Source organism: Exiguobacterium sp. s191, from assembly GCF_018618955.1.
Lineage (GTDB): Bacteria > Bacillota > Bacilli > Exiguobacteriales > Exiguobacteriaceae > Exiguobacterium_A > Exiguobacterium_A abrahamii.
Map to the genome: position 1 here is coordinate 262,950 of NZ_JACSNC010000002.1, position 26,388 is coordinate 289,337.

Consider the following 26,388-nt stretch of genomic DNA (forward strand, 5'->3'; position numbering starts at 1 on the left):
GTTAGATCAACTCCAGAAGTAGGGTAGTCGGATGTTCAATCAGTGACACGAATCGGTTCGTAAAGGCAACAGCCGTTGCCCCGTCTGCGACACGATGATCGAACGACATCGACAAATTCATCATTGAGCGAACGACGATTTGATCATTCTCATCGACACAGGCTCGTTTTTTCGTCTTATGGAAGGCAATCAGTGCTGTCTCCGGATAGTTGATGATCGGTGTTGCTCCCGTACTGCCGAGCGGACCCACATTACTCATCGTAAAAGTGCTTGGTTTTAAGTCCGCTGCGCGCAAGGCACCGTTTTGAGCACGTTGTTGCAACGCGACCAATTGTTCATGCAGTTCCGTCAGTGAGAGCTGATCGGCATGACGGATGACCGGAACCATCAACCCGTCCGGTGTTTCGGTTGCCATGCCAAAGTGGAAATCCTGCTCTAATCGAATACATGCATTTGCTTCATCGAGTTTGGCATGAAAGACAGGATACTCTTTTAAGGCAACAATCAAGGCTTTAATGAAGAAGGCGTTAACGTTGATGTTTCGTCCAGCTGTTTTCCATTCGGCACGTAGTGCAAGCAAACGCGTCATATCGACTTCCTCGAAGTGAGTGACATGGGGAATCGTGTACAGCGACTGGGTCATTTTTTTCGCGATTTGCTTGCGAATGCCGCGGAACGGAATCGTTTCCGGTGAGGTCTCTTGGTACGTGACCTCTTCAATGATCGGCGCAACTGATTCTTGTGGAGCAGTAGCAGTCTGGACGAAGCGAAGCACATCGTCCTCCGAGACGCGACCTGATGGATCGGAAGCCGTGACAGTTTCGATATCAATCCCGTGATCACGAGCGATTTTTCGTGTATATGGTGTCGCAAGGACCCGTTTTGCTGGAGAAACTTGAACAGGTGGGGCGGTGACAGCAACCGATGCTGGTTCAGGAGCGGGCGACGCTTCAGGTGTTACCGCGACTGGCATGTCGGAAGCGTTACTTGCTTCGATGTGCAATAACGTCGTACCGACTTGCACCGTCTGACCGACCGGGATGATGATTTCCTTGACGATTCCGGAGACGGGAGCCGGTAGTTCGGCGACCATCTTATCGGTCGCGACCTCGACGACCGGTTGATCCGTCGTGACATGGTCTCCGACTTGAACGAGATAATGGGCGATTTCACCTTCTGTCATTCCTTCACCGACATCATGCAATTTAACTTCGATCATGGCATTCAGCTCCTTAAAACTCGACCGTACGCTGAATCGTCGCAAGGACACGTTCTGGCGTCGGAATGTAATGGTCTTCGAGGGCGAACAGTGGAACCGGAACATCAAAACCGGTCACGCGGGCAATCGGTGCCCGTAAATAAAGAAACGCCGTATCATTAATCAACGTCACGAGATCATTACCGAGACCACCCATTGCTGCGGCTTCATGAACGATGACGGCACGACCCGTCTTTTGAACGGAAGCAGCGATCGTTTCCCGGTCGAGCGGATAAAGCGTTCGTAAGTCGAGGACTTCGCAAGAAATCCCGCGTTCCTGAGCAGCCGTTGCTGCCTTTTGGGCTACTTGAACCATTGCTCCCCAGGCGATCAACGTCACGTCCGTCCCTTCGCTGACGCAGCGCGCTTTTCCGATTTCAACGGTATACGATTCGCTCGGTACGACTTCTTTGAATGAGCGGTAACTGCGCATCGACTCAAGGAACAACACGGGATCTGGATCTTCAATCGCAGCAATCAATAATCCTTTTGCATCGTATGGCGTCGCCGGGCAGACGACCTTGAGACCAGGCATCGATGTAAAGAGTGCTTCTGTGCTGTCGGAATGGATTTCCGGTGCCCGGATGCCGGCACCATAAGGCGCACGAATGACCATCGGCACACTGTACCGTCCCTTCGTTCGCATCCGGATCCGGGAGACGTGCGTCATGATTTGTTCATAGGCAGGGTAGATGAAGCCGAGAAATTGAATCTCGACGATCGGTTTAAAGCCATTGATGGCAAGACCGATCGACGTACCGACGATGCCGGCTTCACTGAGCGGTGTATCGACGATCCGGTCTTCCCCGAACTCTTCCTGTAAGCCGTCCGTCGCTCGGAAGACACCACCGTTTTTTCCGACGTCTTCTCCAAGGACGAGGGTTGTCTCATCCTCCGACAATTTTGTCCGCAGGGCATCCGTGACAGCTTGAACGAGTGTCATCTCTGTTTGACGATTGATTGGTGTTGCCATCTCATTTCCCCCTTGCTAGCAGATACGCTTCTTTTTGTTGCTGGACATCAACCGGTAAGGTCGCGTACGTATGGTCGAACAGATCATTGACGTCTGGTGCCTTGAATTGCTCCATCGCAGTTACTGCCGCCTCGACTTCTGCCTGGTGCCGTTCCTGCAGCTGTTGCATCCAGGTTTCGTCAAAGTAGCCTTGATGTTTTAAGAACTGTTCAAGTCGATCGAGCGGATCGACCCGGTCACGCGAGCGGGCTTGATCACGGTATTTCGTTGGATCATCTGCTGTCGTATGCGCACCAAATCGCCATGTGACGGCTTCAATCAATGTTGGTCCACCGCCAGAACGGGCACGCGCAACGGCTGCTTGCATCGTGAAATAGACGGCAAATGCATCGTTCCCATCGATTCGGACGCTTGGCATCCCGTAGGCGATCGCTTTTTGTGCGATCGTTTCGGAATGCATCTGTTTTTCGATCGGAACAGAAATCGCGAATTGATTGTTTTGGTTGAACAGAATGACTGGTGCTTGGAAGACACTCGCGAAGTTCATCCCTTCGTGGAAGTCGCCTTCAGACGTCGCCCCGTCACCAAAGTAGGCGACCGCGACGTTCGTCGTACCTTTTCGTTTTTCCGCCCACGCGGCACCGACGGCATGCGGAATTTGCGTCGCAATCGGTACGGCAGGAGGGAAGATGTGTTTCTCAGATGGCACGCAACCTTCGACACGACCGTTCCAGTAGAGAAGCGTCCGCACCATGTCAGCACCGAACGTCAACGTCGCACCGTGATCTCGGTAGGTCGGGAATAACCAGTCCTGCTCTGACAACGCCAGTGCACTACCGACTTGCGCCGCCTCTTGTCCTTCGAACGGTGCATAAGTGCCGAGGCGCCCTTGGCGTTGTAAGTTGATCGCCTTCCGGTCGAACGTCCGGATCCGATGCATCTGTTCATATAGGGTGAGGGCGAGCTCTTTCGTCAGATCGTGTTCTTTTGAGGCGTCGATGATACGACCTTCTTCATCGATGATGCGTTGAATCGGAAAATGTTGCTCCATGTCAGTCCCTCCTTCAGTGGTTACGGATATCCCATTTTGGTTTTGTCGTATTCGTGAAGATGTTGTTGTGTTTTGCCCGGATCTGCATCCGTTTTTCACACATCCGGTTCGCGGCTTCGACCGTCGTGATGTTCTCTGCTTGCGACTCCTTGAAGACTTCGAGCACGGCGTCATAAATGTGACGCGTCTTCAGGAGAACCCGTTCGTGATTTGCTCCGTACAGTTCATCAGCGACTTGGATCAATCCACCACCGTTGACGATATAGTCTGGTGCATATAAGATGCCGCGGTCCATCAAGACGTGAGCGAGCTGTTCATCTGCAAGCTGATTGTTTGCCGAACCGCATATGGCTTTGCACGGTAAGAGGGCGATATTTTGAGTATGAATGACACCGCCATATGCACATGGAACGAAAATATCAGCGTCTGTTAGATGGATTTCGTGAGGTGAGACGACGCGAACCGTGCCAGGTGCCATTTCGGCTTGGGTCACGATTGCTGCGAGCGCTGCTTCATTGACGTCTGAAACATAAATCGTCGCACCGGCGAGTAACAGTTGTTCGGCGACCTTGAAGCCGACCTTTCCAAGTCCTTGAATCGCATAAGTCGCGCGACTTAAGTCGTCCGAACCGAATAACGTCTCGATCGTCGCCCGAAGTCCATAGACGACACCTTCAGCCGTCGGGATCGATGAATCGCCACTTCCGCCAAAGGCTTCTGGAATGCCGACGATGCGTGACGTCTCCCGACTAGCATGAACGAAATCATCCATCGTCGTACCCATGTCGGTTCCGGTGTAAAAACGTCCGCCGAGCGAATCGACGAAGCGACCGAAGGCACGGAAAAGCTCTGGTGATTTATCTGTTGCCGGATTGCCGATGATGACGGCTTTACCGCCACCAAAATCAACATCAGCGGCAGCGCATTTATACGTCATGCCACGTGACAGGCGGAGGACATCGTCAAGTGCTTCATCGACAGAAGCGTAAGGCGCCATGCGGCAACCACCGAGAGCGGGGCCGAGCGTCGTATCGTGGATGGCGATGATCGCTTGTAACCCTGAGACAGGATCGTTGCAAAAGACGACTTGTTCGTGACCCGCGATTTTTTCCATGATCGAGAGCGTTGGATTCGTAGATGGGTTTAACATGTTCATAGTAGAGTCCTCCTCTATCAAATATAAGTAAGCGCTTTCATTTTGTTGGAGCATTCACTTGCAATTTTTCTTGAATCCGGCTTTTTTCTAAAATGAATTGTGTCACTTCTCCTGTACCGATGATCGATTGTCCATCTCGGACTTCGATGTCAGCGTCAACGCGACGTGCTGTGACGCGTGTTACTGTAGCGGTCACGATCAATCGTGCGCCTTCTGCTGCCATGCCAAGATGCTTCAACGAAACCGCGCCCCCGACACCTTCTTCGCCTGCCTCTAGGTAAGGCAGGATGAGTTGACGTGCTGCCCATTCCATATGGTAGACCATCGAAACGGTGGAGTATGCTGGATGAACCAATTGACCTTCGAACCGTGCAAACATATCTTGCGAGACGACCGCTTGAATCTCTGCTGTATCCCCGACAGCTAAACCTGGTTTCATCGTGATCCCCCTTCGCTACAACGAATCCTCATTCAATCAAGTGGTCTTACCAAAAATAGTATAACACTTGTCACACGATATTTTATCAACCCGTTACAAAATGAGCAAATCATTTCAGAAATATTTTCCAAAAAAAGACTCTCGATCATGAAAAATAGCTTTATAAGCCAATTGATTTACTGATAAAGTGCGTTGAAGTGATAAAGTGAGAATCGTTTGGGAGCATTTAACAAAACAAGATTGACAACATTGTGAACGTATCGTACGTTAAACATATAACTAAAAATAAACGACCGTTTAATTATTGTATACATGATGAGGAGGTGCAGGTATGTACGATCAACATCACGAAACGATGAATGCGCAAACGCGGGAGCAGCTACAGATGGAGCAATTACGTCAAACGATGGAACATGTCACGCGCGTCCCGTTCTATCAAGAACGTCTGCAGACATTGCAGATGACGGCACATGATTTTCAAACGATCGAAGATCTACGAAAATTTCCCTTCACACGCAAGCAAGATTTACGCGATCATTATCCGTTCGGGCTATTTGCCGTCGAACGAGAACAGGTCACTCGAATTCACGCCTCGTCTGGTACGAGTGGTAAACCGACTGTCGTCGGGTATACGCAAGAAGATTTAGACGACTGGGCAGATGCCGTAGCACGGAGCTTAGTCTTAGCTGGTGGTTCACCAGCTGACTTGTTGCACAATGCATACGGCTACGGACTGTTCACAGGTGGACTCGGTCTTCATGCAGGTGCTGAAAAACTAGGCATGACGATCTTGCCGATTTCCGGCGGCAACACGGATCGCCAAATCACGTTAATCGAGGATTTCCGACCGGATGGCATCTGTGGGACACCTTCTTATATCTTGCGATTAGCAGAACGCATGATCGAACGGGGAATTGATCCACGAAAGACAAGCATGCGTTATGGCATCTTCGGAGCTGAACCCTGGTCGGAAGAGATGCGGCAGACACTCGAACAGACCTTTGATCTACAGGCATTTGATATTTATGGACTCAGTGAAATCATGGGACCAGGTGTCGCGATGGAGTGCCAAGAGCAGGCAGGTCTGCATATCATGGATGACTTATTCATTACGGAAGTCGTCGATCCCGTTACGGGGGAACCGGTACCAGATGGCATGGTCGGGGAACTCGTTTTTACAAGCTTAAAAAAGAAAGCGCTTCCAATCATTCGTTACCGGACAGGTGACTTAGCATCGATCACGCACGAAGCGTGTGCTTGTGGTCGGACGACAACACGGATGTCACGTGTCAAAGGGCGAACGGACGACATGCTGATCATCCGAGGGGTCAACGTCTTTCCGTCAGAAATCGAGCGAGTCTTGCTCCAACAACCGGACGTGACGCCACATTATCAAATCCATCTCGTGCGTAAAGCGGGACTCGATGCCGTTGAGCTACATATCGAATTCGAAAATATCTCGGAGCAACAAATGCGTTCGATATGTGACGCCATCAAGTCGGAATGTCTCATTTCTATTGATCTCGTCTGTCACCCGCATCAAGGGTTACCACGATCGGAAGGGAAAGCCGTTCGAATCGTTGATCGACGCTCGACATCACTCGTCTGATTCAAAGGAGGAACTAGCATGTATGATGCAACACAACTGTTCGAACCCGTCCAACTGACGGAAGAGGAAAAATTGGCTCGCTTTAAGGAGCGGATCGAGCAAGGTGAAAAAATCGAAGCCGATGACTGGATGCCTGCTTTTTACCGGGACACGCTGATTAAATTGATTTCGATGCACGGTATCAGTGAAATCATGGGTGCACTTCCGGAAAAAGAATGGGTTCCAAAAGCACCATCACTTCGCCGGAAGCTCGGCATCATGGCGAAGGTCCAGGATGAGATGGGGCATGGACAACTGTTGCTTCGTGTCGTCGAGGATTTGATGAAACCGTATGGCAAGACACGCGGGGATTTGATGGATGATTTGTTCACAGGACGATTGAAGTTCCACAACGTCTTCCACATGCCGACGCGGTCATGGGCCGATGCCGGGGTGATCGGTTGGCTCGTCGATGGCGCGGCGATCATCACGCAGACGAACATGCTCGGTGCTTCATATGGACCTTACGCACGGGCTTTACAACGGATCTGTGCGGAAGAGGTCTTCCATGCGCAACACGGAGAGTCGATCATCATGGCACTCGCGGAAGGAACACCGGAACAGCGGGCGATGATTCAGGAATCACTGGATGAGTGGTGGGAATCCTTGTTGATGTTCTTTGGACCAGCCTCGAAAGAGACGACCGGGACATCGAAACAGGACGTGACGATCGCCTATAAGATTCGGACGAAAACGAATGAAGAGTTACGGCAAAACTTCTTTACGAAGTACGTACCACGGATTCGTTCACTCGGACTCGTCATTCCGGATCCGACGTTACGTTTTGATGAAGAGACAGGGCAGTGGGAATATGCACAGCCAGACTGGACAAAATTCAAGACGATCATCCAAGGGGGAGGACCACGTTCGAAAGAGCGACTGGACTTGCGCCGGACATCTTATGAAAATAACGCCTGGGTACGGGATGCACTCGCTGAAACGAAGGCATGAGAGGGGAAAGCACGATGAACGAGACGTTTTATCACGAATTCGAAGTCTTTAGCAAACGAACGCCGAACGCGGCGTTTACCCATCAATTCAGCTTGCTCGCTCCGAACAAGGAGATGGCACTGTTGATGGCGCAAGAAAACTTCATGCGCCGGGAACCGGTCGTCGACATCTGGGTCGTCAAACGCGAAGATATCCGTGGTTTATCACCCGATGAGAAGCAGATGTTACAACGCCTTGATAATAAGGACTACCGGACGACGAAAGGGTACGGCTACTTGAAGAAAAAATGGCGTCATTACGAGCAACAGATGCTCGATGAAAAAGAGATCATGTCTTGGCAAGGAGGCGATTCCAAATGACGGAACAAGAACGGACGGCACTCGCCTCCTTACTCTATCAACTCGCGGATGATGATTTCCTTTACGCGTATCGTGGTTCGGAATGGCTCGGACTCGCACCGCATATCGAAGAGGACGTCGCTTCGTCTTCGATTGCGCAAGATTCAATGGGACACGCGGCGATGTATTACCAACTCCTCGAAGAACTCGGCGAAGGAAATGCTGATGCATTAGCTCATGTCCGACTAGCGCATGAACGGAAGAATTCGATCCTCGTCGAACGCGTCAACGGACCTGGCTACTACATGGAGAAGCCTGAATATGACTGGGCATTCGCCGTCGTACGGAACTATTGCTACACGGTCGCGAAAAAGATCCGGATTGATGCTTTGAAGTCGAGCAGTTACGAGCCACTCGCTACGGCTGCCGTCAAGATCAACATGGAGTTGTACTATCATTTGCTGCACTGGCAAACGTGGTTTACCCAGCTTTATCAATCGACGGAGACGGCGCGGCAGAAGATGGATGCAGCCCTAGAAAAAGTCCTCTATGACTTCGGTGACATGTTCGATTATGGCGAACACGGTCAATTGATCGAAGAGATGCGGTTGATCGAAGGGCAAGGCATTTTACTCGATCGTTGGTATCAGACGATCACACCGTTACTCGTCGAATTGAACGTGACGCTTCCGGAAATGCAGATGACGCGTAACGGGCGGGACGGCGATCACACGGAAGATTTGAACGACGCGCTTGCGACACTCGGAGAAGTCTACTTGATCGATCAGACGGCGACGTGGTGAAAGGAGAGGGAAGCATGACGACGACACTCCAGGATGCAATCCGGGAAGCCCTGAATGGGGTGAAGGATCCGGAAATTGATAGCGTCAGTATTTTAGATCTTGGCATGGTCGAGACGATGGACGCGGAAGCGACGGAGCATGGTTACCTGGTGCGCGTCACGCTTCTCCCGACGTTCCTCGGTTGTCCGGCGCTTGAAATCATCAAAAAAAATACCGAATCTGCCTTGCAGGTGATTCCGAACGTCGAACAGGTCGACGTCCAGTTCCGATTTGATCCACCGTGGACATCGGACCGGATCACGGAACAAGGCATGCAAGGATTGAAGGAATTCGGGATCGCTCCCCCTCGGTTCGAGCAAGGGAAGTGGGAGATTGACTGTCCGTACTGTGGATCGACGTACGTGACGATGGAAAACTTATTCGGACCGACCGCTTGTCGAAGTATTCTCTACTGTAAATCGTGTAAAAATCCATTCGAGGCGATGAAACCCGTCTCTACTCTCATGTGAAGGAAGGTAATCAATATGGCAAAATTAATCGCACTGTACAAACATCCGGAAAACAAGGAAGCATTCGATCAGCATTACTTTGAGGTCCATGGTCCATTGACAGCAAAAATTCCAGGACTGCAAGAAATGAACGTCACGAAAATTGTTGGGTCACCGATGGGCGGAGACGGAAAATATTACTTGATGTGCGAGATGGTCTATGAAAGTCAGGAAGCGATGCAAGCAGGCATGCGTTCGCTCGAAGGAAAAGCGTCCGGGAAAGACTTGATGAGCTTTGCGGGGGATCTCGTCACATTGATGATTGGTGAAGATGTCCATGCCGACACAACAGTACGTTAAGACGGAAATGGTTGATCGGATCGGTCGGATTCGACTCGACCGAACGGCACGATACAATGCGCTGAACCGGACGATGGTCCGGGAAATCGTCGAGGCGATGGAGACATTCGACCGAGACGAACGGGTGACGGTCATCGTCTTGACCGGAAACGGAAAATCGTTCTCAGCGGGCGCCGATATCGAGGAGATGCTCGAGGCGACACCGATCTCGATGGAACTCCTCGATCCGTTCGCAGACTGGGACCGGATCAGTCGAATCAAAAAGCCGATCATCGCGGGTGTCCACGGTTTCGTCCTTGGCGGAGGCTTTGAACTGGCACTCGCTTGTGATTTAATCTACGCCGATCCCGAGACACAGTTCGGATTCCCGGAAGTCGGACTCGGCGTCATGCCAGGAGCAGGCGGGACGCAGCGCTTGACGAAATGCATCGGTCGGACGCGAGCGCTCGAGTGGCTCTTCACCGGAGACCGGATGAAGGCAGAGGAAGCGGAACGACTCGGTATCATCAACCGGGTGACGGCTGATGTCGAAGCGACGGTGCTGGCGATGGCAGAGCGGTTATCGAATCAACCGAGCATGGCGTTGCGACTGATCAAGGACGCAGCAAACAAAGCCGTCGATTTATCGTTACAGGATGGGATGGAGCACGAACGCCGTAACTTCTATCTCTTGTTCGCGACAGCCGATCAAACAGAAGGCATGCAAGCATTTCTCGAAAAACGATCACCGATTTTCAATCAACAGGAACAGGAGTGAATACAATGTCGACAGTACATGAAAAAACACTTGAAATGAAACGGTCCGTCTATCATTTGCTCATCAACGGCGAACAAGTCGAGGGTGCAACAGGCGAGACGTTCAAAACATACAATCCGGCAACGGGCGAAGTGATCGCGGAAGTTGCAAAAGCATCGAAGGAAGACGCCGATCGCGCCGTTCAAGCCGCGCGCGATGCGTTTGATCACGGGAAGTGGAAGATGTGGCCGGTCGGGCGTCGGGCACAAATCTTGAATAAGATTGCGAGCATCATGCGTTCCCGCTTCAACGAAATCGTCGAACTGGAGATTCTTGATACAGGGAAATCACTGGCAGCGGCGCAAGGACAAGTCACGCAAGCGATTGAAGACTTTGAGTTCTATGCGGGTGCGATCGTCGGTCACCGTGGTGTCGTCAATAACGTACCGGGACAATTCCATAACTACACGGAAAAAGAAGCGGTCGGTGTCTGTGCACAAATCATTCCGTGGAACTATCCGTTAATGATGGCAGCTTGGAAAGTCGCACCAGCAATCGCCGTCGGTTGCTCGGTCGTCGTCAAACCAGCGACATTGACACCATTGACAGCGATCATTCTCGGTGAGATTTGTCTAGAAGCTGGTGTACCAGCAGGTGTCGTCAACGTCATCCCGGGATCCGGACGCGAGATCGGCAACCATCTCGTCGAGCATCCTCACGTCGATAAAGTCGCCTTCACGGGCTCGACGCCAGTCGGTAAAGACATCATGGGACGTGCGTCCGAGACGCTAAAACGGGTCACGCTCGAACTCGGTGGGAAATCACCGAACATCGTCTTTGAAGATGCGGACGTGACAGCAGCCGTTGATGGTTCGTTGTTCGGAATCTTCTATAACAGTGGTCAATCGTGTGAAGCGCGCTCGCGCCTGTATGTCCACGAAGAGATCTACGAAGCGTTCATGGAACAATTCGTCGCGAAGACAAAACAACTCGTCCTCGGTAACCCATTCGATAAAGGGACACACGTTGGAGCGATCATCGACCAACAGCAGGTCGACGTCATCGATGGATATGTCCAGTCGGCGAAAGCGGACGGCGCAACGATCGTCACAGGAGGTCATGCTTCAGCACCAGAAGGATACGAAAAAGGATTCTGGTACGCACCGACGATCATTACCGACGTCACGCACGAGATGAAAGCGGTCAATGAAGAAATCTTCGGACCGGTCGTCGTCGTCATGCCGTTCAAAGATGAAAAAGAAGCGATTCGTCTAGCAAACGATACATCGTTTGGACTCGGCTCAGCTGTTTGGACGAAAGATGGCGCGAAAGCGACACGTGTCGCCAATCAAATCAAAGCCGGCATCGTCATGGTCAACTGCCCGTTCTCTGCCTTCCCGGGTACACCGTTTGGTGGCTATAAACAATCGGGCTTCGGTCGAGAACTCTGTATCGAGACGCTTGATCTGTACACGGAAACAAAAAGTATCTTGTCGTATTACGGCAGTCGTCCACTCAATCCGTTCGGACTATAAGCAAGAGGGAAGGCTGGAGTTCCGTCGGGAAGTCCAGCCTTTTTTTACAGCACAGGGGATAAGGGGGAATTCAGATGGTAGAACAAATCGTCGTCGTCGGATCCGGCGTCATGGGACGTGGTATCGCTTATGTGGCCGCACACCGCGGATTTCAGGTGACACTCGTTGATATTAAAGAAGAATATGTCGAAAGTGCCTATCGAGAACTCGAACGCATCGCAGAGAAAGGAATCACGCGAGGGAAGATGTCCGCAAGTGAGGTCGAGGGACTGTTCGATCGACTGCATCTGTCGACCGACCTAGCTGAGGCGGCACAACAAGCGGATCTCGTCATTGAAGCAGTACCGGAACAACTTAGCATCAAACAGCAAGTCTTTGAAACGCTAGAAGCGAATGCACGTCCGGACTGTTATTTCGCGACGAACACGTCGACGATGAGTCCAACGGAGATCGCCTCCTTTACGAACCGGGCGGACCGGGTCATGGCGATGCATTTCTTCAATCCGGTCCATCTGATGCCACTGATCGAGCTCGTTCGTGGTCTTGAGACATCGGATGAGACGGTTGCAGCTATTGAACAGGTAGCGCGTCAGATGCAGAAGGAAACGGTCGTCATCCGTGAGTTTCCTGGGTTCGTGACTTCGCGGATCAGTGCGCTCGTCGGAAACGAAGCGTTCTACATGTTACAAGAAGGACTCGGGACACCAGAAGAGATCGATAAAGCGATCAAACTTGGCTTAAACTATCCGATGGGCCCCTTCGAACTCGGGGACTTGGTCGGACTTGATACTCGGCTCCACAACTTAAAGTATCTGCATGAGAAGCTCGGCGAAAAATACCGTCCGGCACCACTGCTCGAACAGTATGTCAAAGCCGGACGACTCGGTCGTAAAACCGGTCGTGGTGTCTATGACTATACGAATCGCGAGGTGACATCATGAAACGGGTCGCCATCATCGATGCCGTTCGGACACCGATCGGTCGCTATAACGGCGCGTTGCGTCAGGTTCGTCCAGATGACTTAGGAGCACGCGTCATCGAAGCGTTGCTTGAGCGTAATCCACAAGTCGATCCGAAGACGATCGAGGAAGTCATTTTTGGCAATGCGAATCAGGCGGGAGAAGACAATCGCAACGTTGCGCGGATGTCGGGATTACTAGCTGGTCTACCGGTCGAAGTCGCCGGTACGACGATCAATCGTTTATGTGGATCAGGACTCGACGCCGTCATCGCGGCGGCGCGCGGAATTGCCTTAGGTGAAGGCGAAATCTATATCGCTGGTGGGACGGAAAGCATGACGCGTGCACCGTTCGTTCTCGCGAAGCCGGATCAAGCCAATCCACGTGGCAATCAGACGATGTACGATACGACGATTGGTTGGCGCTTCGTCAATGATCGTTTAGCAGATCAATACGGAACGGATTCGATGCCGGAGACAGCCGAGAACGTCGCCCGTCAGTACGGAATCTCGCGCGAAGCACAGGACGACTTTGCGTTCGAAAGCCAACAACGCGCGAAACGAGCCATCGAGGCAGAGCGCTTCACGGACGAACTGGTTGCGGTCACGCAGACGGACCGGAAAGGCAACGTCAGCGTCTTCGATCGCGATGAACATCCTCGTCCCGAGACGACACGTGAGAAACTGGCGACACTTCGTCCGTTATTCCCAAGTGGTACCGTGACGGCGGGGAATGCATCTGGTGTCAACGACGGTGCGTCGGCGTTGTTATTGATGAGTGAAGAAAAAGCAAACGAACTCGGTTTGACGCCGCTCGGGTATTACCGGGCGAGTGCGACGGCTGGGGTTGAACCTGCCATTATGGGAATCGGACCGATCGACGCGACGGAAAAAGTCCTCCGACGGGCAGGGTTGACGGTCGAACAGCTCGATCAGATTGAGTTGAACGAAGCTTTTGCGGCTCAAAGTCTTGCCTGTATCGAAGCACTTGGTTTACCAAGCGAAAAAGTCAACGTCAACGGCGGTGCGATCGCCTTCGGTCATCCACTCGGTGCGAGTGGGGCCCGGATTTTGACGACATTATTGCATGAGATGCGCCGGACGAACCGGACGTATGGTCTCGCGACGATGTGTGTCGGAGTCGGACAAGGGATCGCACTTGTCGTCGATCGGGAGGGACTCGTATGATTCACTTAGAACGAGAAGGCTATATCGCAATCGTCCGGATTGATCGTCCAGAACGTTTGAACTGTCTCGATTATCCGACGCTTGTCGCTTTGCAAGAACAGGTCGATGCGTTATCGGTCGACCCGGAAGCGCGGGTCGTCCTGTTTACGGGAACGGGGAAAGCATTTAGCGCCGGTGCCGATTTAAAAGAACGCGTGCATTTAAACGAAGAAGAAGTTCGGCGCAATGTCCTTGCGATCCGCAATGTCTTCACGTCGATCGCACAATTGCCGCAACCAACGATCGCAGCCGTCAACGGTCACGCGCTCGGCGGTGGGTTCGAGTGGATCCTTGCCTGTGATTTCCGTTTTCTCGTCGAGGATGCACTCGTCGGCTTGACGGAGACCAGCTTCGGAATCATTCCGGGAGCTGGTGGAACACAGCGCTTGCCACGACTGATTGGGGAGACGCGGGCAAAGGAATTGATCTTCACAGCGAAAAAAATCGATGCGATGACAGCAGAACGGTACGGACTCGCGACAGCCGTTGTTGCCCGGGAAGCGTTGATGACGACGTGCTTTGAGTTTGCTAATCAGATGTTACAGAACGGACCAATCGCCTTGCGCCAAGCGAAACGAGCGATTGATCAAGGGCGGGATGTCTCACTCGAAGAAGGACTACAGCTCGAAACGGAAGCCTATGAAGTCGTCATTCCGACGGCTGATCGTCAGGAAGCGTTACAAGCCTTCGCTGAAAAACGACCACCGCGCTTTGAAGGAAGATGAGGATGGTCGACGTTTGAAATAACCCGTATACTAACGATACACACTATGAACGACTGAAGAGAGAGTGAATACCATGAGTGCGAACACCCAATCGATGATCTTTACGATTTACGGCGATTATATCCGCCATTACGGCAATCAAATCTGGGTCGGGAGTTTAATTCGACTCGTCAAAGAGTTCGGACATAACGAGCAGGCCGTTCGGGTTGCTGTGTCCCGAATGGTTAAACAAGGCTGGCTCGTCTCCGAGAAACAAGGAAATAAAAGCTTCTATTCATTAACACCACGTGGGGTGGAACGGATGGAGGAGGCCGCACGCCGGATCTACAGATCAACACCGCACGACTGGGACGGGAAGTGGCGGACGCTGATGTACACGATTCCGGAGGATAAACGCCAGATTCGTGATGAGCTCCGCAAAGAACTGACGTGGAGTGGGTTTGGCAACTTATCGAACGGGGTTTGGATTTCACCGAATCCACTTGAAAAAGAGGCGGAACGATTGATCGAAGCGTACGAGATCGAAGAGTATGTCGATTTCTTCGTCGGTGAATACCACGGTCCGAAGCAGGATCAATCCCTTGTCGAGCGTGCGTTTCCGCTGGAGGAATTGCAGGAGCGTTACGAGACATTCATCACGGATTACAGCCGGCAATACATCGTCCATCAGAGTCAGCTCCAACTCGGAGAAATGACGGATGAACAGTGTTTCGTCGAACGGACGATGCTCGTACATGAGTACCGGAAGTTTCTGTTCACGGATCCCGGATTACCGCAAGAACTGTTACCAGATGCTTGGAGCGGACATCACGCGGCGCTCTTGTTCGAACAATATTACCGATTGCTCGCACAACCAGCGAGTCGGTTCTTCGAATCAATCTTTGAAGAGACGCACGATGTGTCGCAACGCAGTGCCTCGTACGACGCGGCGGAACATCCGCTGTTTGCGGAACGGTGAGCATTTATTCGAATGAAAAGAGCGGGACGGATCAGTTGATCCGCCCCGCATTCGTGTCATTCAGATGTGTTCTGTTCAGCAGATTCTGCGAGAATGTTTCGGAAGGCATATCCTTTATCGACATAAGAATCAATCGACTCCTGAATCATCGCAAGATCCGCTTCTGTTAGTTCACGCACGACTTTACCGGGTGAGCCGATGATCAGCGAACGGGGTGGGAAAACTTTTCCCGATGGAATTAGCGTATTCGCCCCGATGATGCATTCTTCACCGATCTCTGCGTGATCAAGAACGGTCGCACCCATTCCGACGATCGAACGACGTCCGATTTTGCAACCGTGTAAAATTGCGTTATGTCCGACCGTTACTTCATCTTCAATGACGACGGGTGCCCCTTCATACAAATGAATCGTCGCGTTGTCCTGGATACTGCATCGTTTCCCAATCGTAATCGGTCCTTCGTCACCGCGTAAGACAGCGTTGAACCAGACGGTAGACTCGGAACCGATCGTGACGTCTCCGATCAGATAAGCGCCAGGAGCGATGAATACATCGGAGGCGACGTTCGGATGAATCGATTGATACGGAATCTTCATAACAGAATGACCTCGTTTCTATAATAATATGAACTACTATTCATTCCATGTCAGTATAGCATGTGAGTGAAGTCGAGAACGGAGGAAAGACATGTTTCCGATTTGTGAGCTCTTTAAAATTCGATATCCTTTGATCCAAGGAGGAATGGGTAACATTAGTCATGCGGCGCTGACGGCAGCGGTGTCGAATGCCGGAGGACTCGGAACGCTCGGGTGCGGGACATTGTCGGTCGATGAAGTGGCGTCGCGGATTCACGAGACACGAATGCTGACGGCTCAACCATTTGCCTTGAACATCGCGATTCGGGTGTCTCCTTATACGGAAGCACTGATTGATCTCGCGATTGCAGAAAAGATTCCGGTCGTCTCCTTGTCGGCAGGAAATCCAGCACCGTACATAGAGCGACTTCAAGCTGCCGGTATCAAAACGATTGCTGTTGTCGCTTCAGTCAAACAGGCGTTAAAGGCAGAACAGGCAGGCGCTGATGTACTCGTAGCGGAGGGAGTTGAAGCAGCAGGCATCAATTCACCGCTCGAGTTGACGACGCTGACCTTGATTCCGCAACTCGTCGATCGAGTCAACATTCCGGTCCTGGCAGCGGGTGGGATTGGTGACGGGCGTGGACTGGCAGCTGTTCTGTTACTTGGTGCGGCTGGCGCCCAGCTCGGAACACGATTGATTGCGACGGAAGAGGCGAAGGTTCATTCGGCATACAAGGCGCACTTAATGAATGCGACCGATACCGATACACGCATCATCGGACGTTCCGTCGGATTCGTCCGACGTGTCCTTGATGGTCCTTACGTCGAACGACTCACAGCAGAGACACCTGCTGCTTTTCTCGATCAGACGAATGAGTCGTATCATATTACGGGCGCTCTTGAGGGCGATGAGGAGAAAGGGTATGTCAACGCTGGACTGGTTGCGGGATTGATTCATGATGTGCCGACTGTTGCGGAGTTGTTTACGCGCATGATGGCGGAAGCAGAGGAACAGCTGAAACAAACGACGACTCGTTTTATGACATGAGTATATAGTGAGGGACCCGTGATGCCACTTGTGGACAGCGGGTTTTTTCATGTTTTTTTGAAAATGGGACATTTGTCCTTTTCAAGTAGGGCACGAGTAAGGTCTACTCTAGTGTAGAGATTAAAGGAGGAGATGACGTGCAAGGAGTCGTGTTTGCTTTGATGAGCGGTCTGTTCATCGCCCTGCAAGGCATATTCAATGCGCGCCTTGCGACGACAGGCGTCGGACCGTGGTTGTCCGTATTGATCGTCCACTTTGTTGGTCTGATGGGTTGTTTAGTCATTTACAGTTTCGTACGAGATCGGAAAATCGGTGGCTTCCGTCAGTTACCGTGGATTTATGCGAGCGGCGGTTTGATTGGCGTGCTAGTCGTCGTAACGGAACTGACAGCAATCCAAACGCTCGGGATGACATGGGCAATGTGTTTATTACTCGTCGCACAGATTTTATGTGCTTTTGTGATTGATTTAAAGGGATGGTTCGGTGTCTTAAAAAAACAAGGAAATCGTGGTCAGTGGGTTGGTGTGGGTCTCATGCTTGCAGGAGTTGCGATTTTCTCACTTGCCTAAAGGGGGGAAATGAACATGGAAACCGTCATTCAACAGTATGGACTGGATACGATTTTGACGGAAGAGACGCGCGCTTGGTTGCGTCAAGAAACCTTCCAAAAAGGGGAACTCCTCTGTACGACAGGGGCAGCGATCGACCGGATGTACTTCATCGTCGCAGGCAAAGTTAAGATATCTGCTGCCTCGTCAGAAGGGAAACAACGGATTCTACGATTCAAGACACCACTGACGGTGATCGGTGACGCTGAGTTCATCAATGAACGGGAAGTGCTGAATACGGTCGAAGCAGTGACCGATGTCGAGGTGTTGAGCGTACCGTATGCGATTTTACGCGAGCACAATACAACGAACGTCTTTCTGCAATTCTTATTACGCACGATCACAGCGAAGTGGTATGCCGACTCGAAATCAGCGTCGCACCATGTGTTGTATACAGTTGAAGAGCGATTTGCAGGGTATTTGTTGTCGATCGCTTCTGAAGCCAGTGACAGTTTGTTTTATCAGGAGATGCGGACGTCGAACTTACATGACGTCGCCGACTGGCTTGGAACGAGTTATCGCCATCTCAATCGGATCATCACGAAATTATGTGAAGAAGAGATTCTCGTTCGACGACGCGGGAAAATCATCATCGTCGATCTGGAGCGGATTCGCGAGAAGGCGAACGGCAACAGCTATGAGTAGGGAGGAACGAACATGATAATAGGCATCGTGTGTGCCGTGTTGGCAGGGATGTTAATCAGTTTACAGACGGTATTGAATGCTCGGATGAGTGACGCGTTTGGCGCTTGGGCGACGACGACGCTGGTCTTCTTCGTCGGTTTCATCGGAGCAAGTGTCACGTATGTTCTGTTTCGTGGTGGAACAATCGGACAGATTCAAAACGTATCGCCACTCTATTGGTTTGGTGGACTTGTCGGTGTCGGCGTCGTTTTTTGTGTCATGCGTGGGATTCAGTTACTTGGTCCGTCCGTCGCAATCTCTGTCGTTCTGATTTCGCAGTTAAGCTTTGCTCTCGCTGTCGATACGTTCGGCTGGTTCGGTTTACCACAAATTGATTTATCATTCGGTCAGCTCGTCGGTCTCGCCGTCATGGTATGTGGGATCTTCGTTTTGAAACGGTATCAAGTCGTCGCGCCGGAAGAGAGGGCGAAGGATATACCGAAGCAAGTCTCTTAAAAAATCTGATACTAGTTCGATCGACTGACGAACGTTTCTGTCATCCTCGCTTTCCACAGGCGGGAGGTAAGCCGCGTCATCCCGCATTCTATGCGATTTGCCGGGTCTTACCTGACCCTGACGAAAGCGCGACTCGCGCTTTCTTTCCCTGCAGGAGTCGAGGATGAACACTCACGTTCTAGATTGACTAAATAAAACATGCGCGTTTCCCGCTAATTCGATCGGGAGATTCGCATGTTTTTATGTGTTGTGACTTGATCTCAATCGAATAGATGAACCATTCGTCTTCCGAAGTAAAGCGAGAGAACAATAATGAGAAGACCGCAGTACAACATGATTGTCGTGATCGAAACGTGAAACGACAGTAGAAACGAGAGGAGCGCGTAAGATAATGGAATGAGACCGTTTGACGCGGCATTCACGACACTCATGACACGTCCCATCGTCTGTTCCGCACACTGAGACTGGATGAACGTAATGAAGCGAATATTGATGATCGAAGAAAGGACACCAAGTGATAACAGGATGATCAGGTACAACAAGATCTGCTGCGCTTGACTAAGCAGGAAGAAAAGCAAACCTAAGGCGCCAATTAATCGGACCGATGAGGTAAGCCCATTTGCTTTCGTCTGCGCAAAACCACTCCAGAGCGCCCCTCCGAGCATTCCCATTTGATAAGCCCCTTGCATATAACTTAAATCCATCGCATCTCCTTGGAGCACATCATGAACGAGTAAGGGGATTCCGAGTAAGAGTGGTCCAAAGAAAAAGAAATTGACACAGATGACAAGAAAAAGTGTCTGCTTGAGTTGCTGAAGGTTAAAGACGTAATGTAGCCCTTCTTTTAGTTCAAAGAGAGCTGAATGCTGAAGCGATCGCTTGATCTTAGATTCACGAATACCATACGTGAAAAGGAGCGTCAGACAGAGTGTCCCGAAAATCATGAGAAAGACGTGCGAGTAAGAAGAATAGCTGAGAATGACTCCACCAAGAATCGGACCTGAAAAGAGGGCGATTTGATTAGATGTCTGAATCAGTGAATTGGCTTTAGTGAGTTGTTCTTTCGGAACGAGTGTAGGAAGTAAGGAAGCATTCGCCGGCGAAAAGAATGCATCCACACTACCGAATAGAAAGGCGAATCCTAAAATCGTCAGCAATGTAAGCTGATCGGTATGAAGTAATGCGAGAAGACAGAGAATGAAACTGATTCGTAAAGCGCTCGAGATGCGCATGATCGTCGAACGTTTATAGCGATCGGATAAGACGCCACCGAATAACATGAGAAAAATACGGGGTAACAAGGTGGCCATGAGGACGAATCCAAGATATGATGCCTGGTTTAGCGTATGGATGACATACCATTGTTCAACAAACAGATAGGTTGATAGGGAGAGGGCAGAGCACATACCGGACCCCCATAAAAATAAAAAAGATCGATTTTTAAACAGCGATTGTTGCGTATCGATTTCAATAGGCAGCATGTGGCACCTCCGGTTTAGACGTCGTCATTCTCAAATAGTGGTTCATCAATTGCAAAGGCAGTCGTCATGATATAGAAGTGTTTTTTATCTTCTTCGTCTAGTGAAGAGGACCGTGTGAACTCGTCCAATAGAGCACGATATTTTGTAGCAAAGCGTTGAAAGTCGGCTTCAGACATCGTCAGTTCCTTTTGAAGTGATAAGCTCATCCAGTCCTCGACGTTCGAAGATGAAGGAGAAAAAGTAGCTGTCGGAGCCGTAAGAACGCGTGTCTTTGCCCGGTCCAATACTTCGAGATACGACTGCCGGGTCGCTTCATTCGTCTCGACGAATTTCAGTAGATGATCGGCAGGAATGTATCCTCGAGCAATCGCTTGATAGTATTTCAATAGATTGCCGCCCTGTTCTTCCGTCCGGACGAGGTGAATCAAGTCATGCTTTTCAAGTTCCCGTACGTGATAGAGGATCTTTGCACGGGATAACGTCAGCAAGTGGGCTAACTGATGTACCGTATGTGGTTTTTCGACGAGAAACATGAGGATTTTTGTTCGTAACGGATCACTGATCACTTTTAACTGTTCATAGCTCTCTAATATGTGAATCGCTTTTTGTTCCATACAATCATCTCCTTTTTAACCGGTTAATTTTTATTAACCGTAAAACAAAAGACTTCATTTGTAAACGATTACAAATTTGTGTGAGGGTGTTGGTAAAGAAGACATCATTTGTTTACATACAAAAAGACTGACTCCAGTGACATCTCGGTCATCCTCCACTTTTTACTGAAAGTAGGGTAAGAACGAGATGTTTGAAATCAGTTTCAGCTACTGTATATGGTTCGAAGTGATTAGACCGTCGTCGTATCTTTCCATTCCTGCTCGATGAAAGCATCGCGACCAGAAGCAGCACGATCTTTTTTATAGTGTTCTGGATTTTTCTTATGGAAGTCTTGATGGTACTCTTCCGCCGGATAAAATTCAGAAGCGGCATCGATCCGCGTCACGATCGGTTGTTTGAAACGATTGCTTGCAGCAAGAGCGTCACGGGAAGCGATTGCTGCTTCATGCTGCGCATCCGTATGATAGAAGATCGCTGGTGCGTACTGCGTGCCGCGATCTTGGAATTGACCTTCTGCATCCGTCGGATCCGTTTGTGGCCAGTAGAGTTCGAGCAGACGCTCGTACGGGAACAGGCTCGGATCAAACGTGATTTGGACGACTTCGAGATGTCCCGTCGTTCCTGTCTTGACTTGCTCGTATGTCGGATTGTCGACGTGACCGCCCATGTAACCTGATACGATTCCCTCGATTCCTGGTAATTCTTCAAACGGTGTCACCATGCACCAAAAACATCCACCTGCAAATGTTGCTTTTTCCATCTGTCTCTTCCTCTCCGTGGGAAATCCCCATTGTATGTCTGACAGCGAGAAAACGAAAACGACTCCTTCGCTTGGTTGCAAAAGGAGTCGCCGCTTTTTATCAACCAAAGCTTTCGCTTTGCTGGTCGTAGCACCTTGCTATGCGCAGGTTGCTGGGACGTCATCGATCCAGATCTCTCGGTCCACTCTTGATAAGGGTATATGAAGTTGATGTCATTCGTTATCATTGTTGTGATGATACCATTCACACAGAAATAAAGTCAATCCTTAGGTTTCAAGGCACGTAAAACCGTCGCTCCGAGTGTCTTCGCACCAATCAACAACGCCTGTTCGTTGATTTCGTACTGCGGATGATGCTGTGGGTAGTTGACGCGACCGTCCGTATATCCGGAGCCAGTGAAGAAATAACTTCCCGGGACATGTGTTAGATAATGCGCGAAGTCATCCGCAGCCATCATTGGTGTGAGTGCCCGGACGGATGCTTCCGGTAAGAAAGAAGCGGCTTCCTGAACAAGTTTTGTCTCGTCCGGATGATTCCATAGCGCCGGGTAACCAGTCGTGAAGTCGATTGAATAGGTGGCACCGATGCCGGCACATGTCGTTTTGGCGACAAGATCGACTTCTTGCCGGAGCTGATGCCGCAATGTCTCATTAAACGTCCGAATTTCACCGACGATGCGTGCTTCACCCGTGACGATGTTCGGAGCCGTTCCCGCATGGAAAGAACCAATTGCAAGAACAGCAGGCTCGAACGGATCGACCCGTCGACTGACGAGATGCTGTAAGTTGCAGACGAGCTGCGCTCCAGCGACGAGCGCATCTTTTGTTTTGTGAGGTGCTTGCGCATGTCCACCTTGACCATGAACGATGATTTCGAATTCGTCGATTGCACATAACGTATGTCCTTCCCGAAACCCAATCGTACCAACTGGTAAATCATTTTCGAGATGTGTCGCAAAAATCGCATCGACATCTTCGAGGACGCCGGCTTCGATCATTTGGATAGCTCCGCCAGGAAAGACCTCTTCTCCATGCTGATGGATGATTCGAATCGTTCCTTGCAATTGATCACGTAACGGATAGAGCGTAGCAGCCAGGGCCATCACCATTGCCGTGTGACCATCATGCCCGCAAGCATGCATGATACCAGGATGGATCGACCGGAAAGCAAGCGTTGTCTCTTCCTGAAGTGGTAATGCGTCAAAATCTGCGCGGACAGCAATCGTCGGACCAGGTTGTTTACCTTCGATCGTCGCGACGACCCCACGACCTCCAACGGCTGTTTGATGAGGAATGCCTCGTTCTGTGTAAAAGGCAGCAATCCGTTCTGGTGTGCGGACTTCTTGGAAGGACAGTTCCGGATGCCGGTGGAAATCACGACGTAACGCGATCATCGTGGGTTCAAATTGTTCAAGTGCTTCAAAAAGTTGAGTTTGCATCTTCAAGCTCCTTTGACGTGTGTCTTTTCGTGAAAATGGGTACAGATACAGGTAATCACGAAAGGGGATAATGAAACATGGGAGAAATCGTCGTCAACGCTGTACTTACAATCAAAGCAGGACTAGCGGATCAAGTTTTCCCGATTCTACAAACGGTCTATCATGCCTCACAAAAAGAAGAAGGATGCTTACGTTATTCCTTGCACCAATCGATCGAGGATGAGCATCAATTCATGCTGTACGAAGTGTATCGGGACGAAGAGGCGCTTGAAGCGCATATCGCATCCGATCATTATAAAGCATACCGTGAACAGATCGAGTTATACTTGATGGATCGACAAGTAACGAAATACGTCGAGATGACATTCTGACGTGTTGCGATAAGAAGAGACGAAGCCGTCGAATTCGACGGCTTCGTCTTTTTTTGTCTTACATCGATTTAAATCCGAGGAAATGCTCTTGCCAACGCGGTTCATAAATCGAATTGATTTGGAGCTGTGAACCGCCCGCATGGATGAAGTGTTCGCTATCGAGCATGATTCCGATATGCGATGGACCATCCGTGTAGGTGTTCTGGAAGAAGACGATATCCGAGCGTTTACCACTCGAGATACTCGTCCGGCGATTCGTAAAGAAAGCACCGTACCAGTAGCCACGAACATTCGTCCGACCACCGTATTTTCCAGCCTTGTTCGTCGCGTAGTGAATCAAACCGGAACAGTCAAAACCACCGTTCACGGCATCTTGCGAACCCCATGTGTATGGTGTGCCGATATGTTGGACTGCTGCTTGGATCAGCTTTTCACCACGCGTATTATTCTTTTTAACGACCCGTTTATCGGACGTGATCGTCACAGCGGATACAGGAAGATAAACAGGTGTCCAGCCTGACTGGATGACATAGAAGTTTCCGACTCGATGACGCGGATAAACCCGTTTGCCTTGTTCAACGAGTCCGTTGCCTTTTGGACTTGTCGGACTTGCGAAGAAGGATGTCGTCTGTTTGACCGTATAGATTTTCGTCCGGTCGATCGCTTTTTGTGTCAGTTTCATATAGGGTTTGCTCGTGCTGATATAAGGGTTGAGGACGTAACCGGTTTGACCATTTGCCAGGCGAACTTGCCAAAAATCATCATCAATTGATTTCAGACCAATCAGTTTTGTTCCTTTCTTCAAATAGGCAGCTGGGCGACTGTAAGCCACGTCGGCAGAGAAGAGTGGCGTCTGGTCCAGGTGGACATAAAATGTCGTGCCTTTTTTTGCTTTTGCCGTCGGCTTGTTCAGTCCGATACGACTCGAATCGACGAAACCAAAGGTGTTTTTATATTTGACGCGTGTATAATAACCGCTTTTTCCGTAGATCGAAATCGAGGTCCCTTTTTTGAATGTGCCGATTTTTTTACCCGATAGTTTTGCCTGCGAACGAATGACGACATCGTCTTCCGTCACATAGCGTTGACCAGTGACGTCATACAGATCCGGCTTTTTCGTCACGAGATCCGTCGTCTTGACGTAGCCGTAGACCGATCCTTTTTTCAAGCGTGTGTAACTACCGCTTGTGCCGTAAATCGTTAGTTTGTCAGCTCGTTTGACGGAATACATAATTTTGCTCTTCGTCGAAGCAGACGTGTAGACGGACAAGTTGCGTTTCGCGTATCGTGTCCCGGTTGATGCATAGACTTTTCCAGTACCGAGATCAGCTGTCTTGACGTAAGCATGAACTCCACGGAAGATGATCCGGCTATAGGCACCGTTCGCCCCGTAAACTGTTAGTAAAGTATTCGTTTGATGTTGCTTCAAGACAGGACTTGAAGATTTGGCATCCGAATAGATTGGTGTAGCGCGCTGAACATAGAGGCGTGCAGTCTTCGGATAGTATTTCAACGTACCGAGATGTGCCGTCAGCACATAGGCATACTCGTCGTTTCGTTTGATTCGTGTAAATGAACCCTCGACGCCGTACGTTTGAAGCGAAGTATTCACAGGAAGCGATTGTACGACTTTTCCTTTCGTAGTCGCAGTAGCATAGACCGTCGTCTGCTGTTGGACGTAACGTAGCCCGGTTTCCGGATGGTTCACGACCGGCGCATCAGCTAAATCAGCCGTCAATACGAATGCGTAACCCGTCTTAGTCGCAACACGCGTAAAAGTACCGATCGTACCGAACGTTTCGAATGCTTGATTTTGAGTGACAGCTGTCTTCGCGCTCGTCGTCTTCGGTTCAACGAAAAGAGAAGTCGTTCGTTTGGCATAACGCAGTCCTGTTTCCGGATAATTTTCGACCTGTGCATCAGCTAAATCAGCCGTCAATACGAAGGCGTAACCCGTTTTAGTGGCCACGCGTGTAAAAGTACCCGTCGTACCGAACGTTTCGAATGCTTGATTTTGAGTGACAGCTGACTTCGCGCTCGTCGTCTTCGGTTCAACGAAAAGAGAAGTCGCTCGTTTGGCATAACGCGTTCCAACTAATTTCGGAAGTTGCTCGAGTTGTGTCGTAGATACGTAGACGTATTGCTCGTTCCATTTCAGACGTGTGAACGTGTCGAAAGTGCCGTATGTATCGATTCGCTGATAGGCGGGAAGTGTCGTCACGACGGTGGAATCAAATGGTGAAGCAACTAATGAGAGTGGACTTTTCGACGTCAGTGTTGCTTGTTTTTGAAAGACAGGTGCTGTTTGCGTTAACGCGTTTGTTGCGACATAAGCAGCGCCTTCTTGCCAACTGACACGGGTAAAGTCACCGTCCGTGCCAAGTGTCTTGAATGTCGTTCCTGCTGGTAGTTGTTGGATGACCGTTGCGGAATCAGCCGTTTGTAGCAACGCAGCATCCTCTTTCAAATAAGCCGCCCTGGTCGTCTCGGGGACTGTTTGTGTTTCTGCCGTTGGTTGAGCAGGTGGCGATTCAGCGAAAGCGGGTGCGGGTAAAACCGAGCTCAACATTAACGTTGCGGCAAGTCCAGCAACATGAGTAGTCCATTTTTTCATCAAGAAGTTCACTCCAATTCTTAAAATTTGTCATTATGAATAGTGTAGCATGCGCTTGTTTAAAAATTGATTAAAATCAAAAAAATAGGAGATTGTCCATAAAAAAACGGTATGCCTCGGCACACCGTTT

At 50.3% G+C, this 26,388-nt stretch carries 28 protein-coding genes and 1 riboswitch; of the genes, 17 read left to right on the forward strand and 11 right to left on the reverse strand.

All coding sequences use genetic code 11. From position 1 onward, the window contains the following. Position 1: 1 nt before the first annotated feature. The 5 genes from KNQ09_RS12955 to KNQ09_RS12975 are packed head-to-tail and all read right to left on the reverse strand — an operon-like array spanning position 2 to position 4,877. Complete coding sequence (locus KNQ09_RS12955) at positions 2-1,219, reverse strand: dihydrolipoamide acetyltransferase family protein (RefSeq protein ID WP_214858767.1); 1,218 nt, start codon at positions 1,217-1,219, stop codon at positions 2-4. 13 nt (positions 1,220-1,232) lie between these two features. Continuing rightward, positions 1,233-2,231: an alpha-ketoacid dehydrogenase subunit beta gene (locus KNQ09_RS12960; protein WP_214858768.1), complete on the reverse strand. Its 999-nt coding sequence runs from the start codon at positions 2,229-2,231 to the stop codon at positions 1,233-1,235. Position 2,232: 1 nt separating this feature from the next. Next, positions 2,233-3,282: a pyruvate dehydrogenase (acetyl-transferring) E1 component subunit alpha gene (gene pdhA, locus KNQ09_RS12965; RefSeq protein WP_195865747.1), complete on the reverse strand. Its 1,050-nt coding sequence runs from the start codon at positions 3,280-3,282 to the stop codon at positions 2,233-2,235. A gap of 13 nt (positions 3,283-3,295) precedes the next feature. After that, complete coding sequence (locus KNQ09_RS12970; protein ID WP_214806065.1) at positions 3,296-4,438, reverse strand: Glu/Leu/Phe/Val family dehydrogenase; 1,143 nt, start codon at positions 4,436-4,438, stop codon at positions 3,296-3,298. Positions 4,439-4,475: 37 nt separating this feature from the next. Beyond that, positions 4,476-4,877, reverse strand: a complete 402-nt coding sequence (locus tag KNQ09_RS12975; RefSeq protein WP_075642678.1) for a thioesterase family protein — start codon at positions 4,875-4,877, stop codon at positions 4,476-4,478. Between the two features lie 331 nt (positions 4,878-5,208). Between KNQ09_RS12975 and KNQ09_RS12980 the strand changes: the two genes are divergently transcribed. The 12 genes from KNQ09_RS12980 (at position 5,209) to paaX (ending at position 15,604) form a co-directional block, all read left to right on the forward strand. Then, positions 5,209-6,486: a phenylacetate--CoA ligase family protein gene (locus KNQ09_RS12980; RefSeq protein ID WP_214858769.1), complete on the forward strand. Its 1,278-nt coding sequence runs from the start codon at positions 5,209-5,211 to the stop codon at positions 6,484-6,486. An 18-nt stretch (positions 6,487-6,504) separates the two neighbouring features. After that, positions 6,505-7,476 carry a 1,2-phenylacetyl-CoA epoxidase subunit PaaA gene (gene paaA / locus KNQ09_RS12985; RefSeq protein ID WP_050678958.1) on the forward strand — a complete coding sequence of 324 codons (972 nt, stop codon included), beginning with the start codon at positions 6,505-6,507 and terminating at the stop codon, positions 7,474-7,476. Between the two features lie 14 nt (positions 7,477-7,490). After that, positions 7,491-7,835 carry a 1,2-phenylacetyl-CoA epoxidase subunit PaaB gene (paaB, locus tag KNQ09_RS12990; RefSeq protein WP_023466991.1) on the forward strand — a complete coding sequence of 115 codons (345 nt, stop codon included), beginning with the start codon at positions 7,491-7,493 and terminating at the stop codon, positions 7,833-7,835. Continuing rightward, positions 7,832-8,617: a 1,2-phenylacetyl-CoA epoxidase subunit PaaC gene (paaC, locus tag KNQ09_RS12995; RefSeq protein ID WP_023466993.1), complete on the forward strand. Its 786-nt coding sequence runs from the start codon at positions 7,832-7,834 to the stop codon at positions 8,615-8,617. The genes paaB and paaC overlap by 4 nt, the downstream gene beginning before the upstream one ends. A gap of 14 nt (positions 8,618-8,631) precedes the next feature. Continuing rightward, complete coding sequence (paaD, locus tag KNQ09_RS13000) at positions 8,632-9,126, forward strand: 1,2-phenylacetyl-CoA epoxidase subunit PaaD (protein ID WP_035399031.1); 495 nt, start codon at positions 8,632-8,634, stop codon at positions 9,124-9,126. A 15-nt stretch (positions 9,127-9,141) separates the two neighbouring features. After that, positions 9,142-9,465 carry an EthD family reductase gene (locus KNQ09_RS13005; protein WP_023466996.1) on the forward strand — a complete coding sequence of 108 codons (324 nt, stop codon included), beginning with the start codon at positions 9,142-9,144 and terminating at the stop codon, positions 9,463-9,465. Beyond that, entirely contained in the window at positions 9,443-10,222 is a 780-nt protein-coding gene (locus KNQ09_RS13010) for an enoyl-CoA hydratase/isomerase family protein (protein WP_023466997.1), read from the forward strand. The genes KNQ09_RS13005 and KNQ09_RS13010 overlap by 23 nt, the downstream gene beginning before the upstream one ends. A 5-nt stretch (positions 10,223-10,227) precedes the next feature. Next, entirely contained in the window at positions 10,228-11,736 is a 1,509-nt protein-coding gene (locus KNQ09_RS13015; protein WP_035399029.1) for an aldehyde dehydrogenase family protein, read from the forward strand. Positions 11,737-11,810: 74 nt separating this feature from the next. Beyond that, positions 11,811-12,677 (forward strand): 3-hydroxyacyl-CoA dehydrogenase, encoded by an 867-nt coding sequence (locus KNQ09_RS13020; RefSeq protein ID WP_214858770.1) that lies wholly within the window; start codon positions 11,811-11,813, stop codon positions 12,675-12,677. Next, positions 12,674-13,882: an acetyl-CoA C-acyltransferase gene (locus KNQ09_RS13025; RefSeq protein ID WP_214858771.1), complete on the forward strand. Its 1,209-nt coding sequence runs from the start codon at positions 12,674-12,676 to the stop codon at positions 13,880-13,882. Before KNQ09_RS13020 ends, KNQ09_RS13025 begins: the two co-directional genes overlap by 4 nt. After that, complete coding sequence (locus tag KNQ09_RS13030) at positions 13,879-14,646, forward strand: enoyl-CoA hydratase-related protein (protein ID WP_214858772.1); 768 nt, start codon at positions 13,879-13,881, stop codon at positions 14,644-14,646. The genes KNQ09_RS13025 and KNQ09_RS13030 overlap by 4 nt, the downstream gene beginning before the upstream one ends. Before the next feature lie 73 nt (positions 14,647-14,719). Next, a complete protein-coding gene (paaX, locus tag KNQ09_RS13035) occupies positions 14,720-15,604 on the forward strand; it encodes a phenylacetic acid degradation operon negative regulatory protein PaaX (protein ID WP_050678965.1) in 885 nt (294 codons plus the stop codon). Between the two features lie 56 nt (positions 15,605-15,660). Here paaX and KNQ09_RS13040 read toward each other — a convergent pair whose 3' ends face one another. Continuing rightward, positions 15,661-16,200, reverse strand: a complete 540-nt coding sequence (locus KNQ09_RS13040; RefSeq protein ID WP_035399020.1) for a gamma carbonic anhydrase family protein — start codon at positions 16,198-16,200, stop codon at positions 15,661-15,663. 91 nt (positions 16,201-16,291) lie between these two features. Here KNQ09_RS13040 and KNQ09_RS13045 point away from each other — a divergent pair, with 91 nt between their 5' ends. From KNQ09_RS13045 to KNQ09_RS13060, 4 genes are all read left to right on the forward strand, one after another. After that, the gene (locus tag KNQ09_RS13045) at positions 16,292-17,230 is read left to right on the forward strand and encodes an NAD(P)H-dependent flavin oxidoreductase (RefSeq protein ID WP_214858773.1); all 939 of its coding nucleotides are present in this window, start codon (positions 16,292-16,294) and stop codon (positions 17,228-17,230) included. A 137-nt stretch (positions 17,231-17,367) separates the two neighbouring features. Further along, on the forward strand, positions 17,368-17,799 hold the full coding sequence (locus tag KNQ09_RS13050) for a DMT family transporter (RefSeq protein WP_214858774.1): 432 nt from the start codon (positions 17,368-17,370) through the stop codon (positions 17,797-17,799). 15 nt (positions 17,800-17,814) lie between these two features. Continuing rightward, a complete protein-coding gene (locus tag KNQ09_RS13055) occupies positions 17,815-18,483 on the forward strand; it encodes a Crp/Fnr family transcriptional regulator (RefSeq protein ID WP_023467006.1) in 669 nt (222 codons plus the stop codon). Positions 18,484-18,495: 12 nt separating this feature from the next. After that, positions 18,496-18,978 carry a DMT family transporter gene (locus KNQ09_RS13060; protein WP_214772181.1) on the forward strand — a complete coding sequence of 161 codons (483 nt, stop codon included), beginning with the start codon at positions 18,496-18,498 and terminating at the stop codon, positions 18,976-18,978. A 260-nt stretch (positions 18,979-19,238) separates the two neighbouring features. Here the strand turns inward: KNQ09_RS13060 and KNQ09_RS13065 are convergent, their stop codons facing one another. The 4 genes from KNQ09_RS13065 to KNQ09_RS13080 form a co-directional block, all read right to left on the reverse strand. Further along, positions 19,239-20,459, reverse strand: coding sequence for an MFS transporter (locus tag KNQ09_RS13065; protein WP_214858775.1), 1,221 nt, complete (start codon positions 20,457-20,459; stop codon positions 19,239-19,241). 14 nt (positions 20,460-20,473) lie between these two features. Next, positions 20,474-21,073, reverse strand: a complete 600-nt coding sequence (locus tag KNQ09_RS13070) for a winged helix-turn-helix domain-containing protein (RefSeq protein ID WP_214858776.1) — start codon at positions 21,071-21,073, stop codon at positions 20,474-20,476. A gap of 230 nt (positions 21,074-21,303) precedes the next feature. After that, complete coding sequence (msrA, locus tag KNQ09_RS13075; protein WP_023467010.1) at positions 21,304-21,834, reverse strand: peptide-methionine (S)-S-oxide reductase MsrA; 531 nt, start codon at positions 21,832-21,834, stop codon at positions 21,304-21,306. Positions 21,835-21,928: 94 nt separating this feature from the next. Further along, positions 21,929-22,032, reverse strand: a riboswitch (SAM riboswitch). A gap of 62 nt (positions 22,033-22,094) precedes the next feature. After that, complete coding sequence (locus KNQ09_RS13080; RefSeq protein ID WP_214858777.1) at positions 22,095-23,273, reverse strand: M20 metallopeptidase family protein; 1,179 nt, start codon at positions 23,271-23,273, stop codon at positions 22,095-22,097. 77 nt (positions 23,274-23,350) lie between these two features. Between KNQ09_RS13080 and KNQ09_RS13085 the strand changes: the two genes are divergently transcribed. Further along, complete coding sequence (locus KNQ09_RS13085; RefSeq protein WP_029340705.1) at positions 23,351-23,644, forward strand: putative quinol monooxygenase; 294 nt, start codon at positions 23,351-23,353, stop codon at positions 23,642-23,644. Between the two features lie 58 nt (positions 23,645-23,702). Here KNQ09_RS13085 and KNQ09_RS13090 read toward each other — a convergent pair whose 3' ends face one another. Then, the gene (locus KNQ09_RS13090) at positions 23,703-26,258 is read right to left on the reverse strand and encodes a C40 family peptidase (protein WP_251138200.1); all 2,556 of its coding nucleotides are present in this window, start codon (positions 26,256-26,258) and stop codon (positions 23,703-23,705) included. Positions 26,259-26,388 lie beyond the last annotated feature (130 nt).

Coding starts and splice junctions, on each gene's coding strand:
- KNQ09_RS12955 (WP_214858767.1), bottom strand. CDS start 1,219: ATGATCGAAGTTAAATTGCATGATGTCGGTGAAGGAATGACAGAAGGT.
- KNQ09_RS12960 (WP_214858768.1), bottom strand. CDS start 2,231: ATGGCAACACCAATCAATCGTCAAACAGAGATGACACTCGTTCAAGCT.
- pdhA (WP_195865747.1), bottom strand. CDS start 3,282: ATGGAGCAACATTTTCCGATTCAACGCATCATCGATGAAGAAGGTCGT.
- KNQ09_RS12970 (WP_214806065.1), bottom strand. CDS start 4,438: ATGAACATGTTAAACCCATCTACGAATCCAACGCTCTCGATCATGGAA.
- KNQ09_RS12975 (WP_075642678.1), bottom strand. CDS start 4,877: ATGAAACCAGGTTTAGCTGTCGGGGATACAGCAGAGATTCAAGCGGTC.
- KNQ09_RS12980 (WP_214858769.1), top strand. CDS start 5,209: ATGTACGATCAACATCACGAAACGATGAATGCGCAAACGCGGGAGCAG.
- paaA (WP_050678958.1), top strand. CDS start 6,505: ATGTATGATGCAACACAACTGTTCGAACCCGTCCAACTGACGGAAGAG.
- paaB (WP_023466991.1), top strand. CDS start 7,491: ATGAACGAGACGTTTTATCACGAATTCGAAGTCTTTAGCAAACGAACG.
- paaC (WP_023466993.1), top strand. CDS start 7,832: ATGACGGAACAAGAACGGACGGCACTCGCCTCCTTACTCTATCAACTC.
- paaD (WP_035399031.1), top strand. CDS start 8,632: ATGACGACGACACTCCAGGATGCAATCCGGGAAGCCCTGAATGGGGTG.
- KNQ09_RS13005 (WP_023466996.1), top strand. CDS start 9,142: ATGGCAAAATTAATCGCACTGTACAAACATCCGGAAAACAAGGAAGCA.
- KNQ09_RS13010 (WP_023466997.1), top strand. CDS start 9,443: ATGCCGACACAACAGTACGTTAAGACGGAAATGGTTGATCGGATCGGT.
- KNQ09_RS13015 (WP_035399029.1), top strand. CDS start 10,228: ATGTCGACAGTACATGAAAAAACACTTGAAATGAAACGGTCCGTCTAT.
- KNQ09_RS13020 (WP_214858770.1), top strand. CDS start 11,811: ATGGTAGAACAAATCGTCGTCGTCGGATCCGGCGTCATGGGACGTGGT.
- KNQ09_RS13025 (WP_214858771.1), top strand. CDS start 12,674: ATGAAACGGGTCGCCATCATCGATGCCGTTCGGACACCGATCGGTCGC.
- KNQ09_RS13030 (WP_214858772.1), top strand. CDS start 13,879: ATGATTCACTTAGAACGAGAAGGCTATATCGCAATCGTCCGGATTGAT.
- paaX (WP_050678965.1), top strand. CDS start 14,720: ATGAGTGCGAACACCCAATCGATGATCTTTACGATTTACGGCGATTAT.
- KNQ09_RS13040 (WP_035399020.1), bottom strand. CDS start 16,200: ATGAAGATTCCGTATCAATCGATTCATCCGAACGTCGCCTCCGATGTA.
- KNQ09_RS13045 (WP_214858773.1), top strand. CDS start 16,292: ATGTTTCCGATTTGTGAGCTCTTTAAAATTCGATATCCTTTGATCCAA.
- KNQ09_RS13055 (WP_023467006.1), top strand. CDS start 17,815: ATGGAAACCGTCATTCAACAGTATGGACTGGATACGATTTTGACGGAA.
- KNQ09_RS13060 (WP_214772181.1), top strand. CDS start 18,496: ATGATAATAGGCATCGTGTGTGCCGTGTTGGCAGGGATGTTAATCAGT.
- KNQ09_RS13065 (WP_214858775.1), bottom strand. CDS start 20,459: ATGCTGCCTATTGAAATCGATACGCAACAATCGCTGTTTAAAAATCGA.
- KNQ09_RS13070 (WP_214858776.1), bottom strand. CDS start 21,073: ATGGAACAAAAAGCGATTCACATATTAGAGAGCTATGAACAGTTAAAA.
- msrA (WP_023467010.1), bottom strand. CDS start 21,834: ATGGAAAAAGCAACATTTGCAGGTGGATGTTTTTGGTGCATGGTGACA.
- KNQ09_RS13080 (WP_214858777.1), bottom strand. CDS start 23,273: ATGCAAACTCAACTTTTTGAAGCACTTGAACAATTTGAACCCACGATG.
- KNQ09_RS13085 (WP_029340705.1), top strand. CDS start 23,351: ATGGGAGAAATCGTCGTCAACGCTGTACTTACAATCAAAGCAGGACTA.
- KNQ09_RS13090 (WP_251138200.1), bottom strand. CDS start 26,258: ATGAAAAAATGGACTACTCATGTTGCTGGACTTGCCGCAACGTTAATG.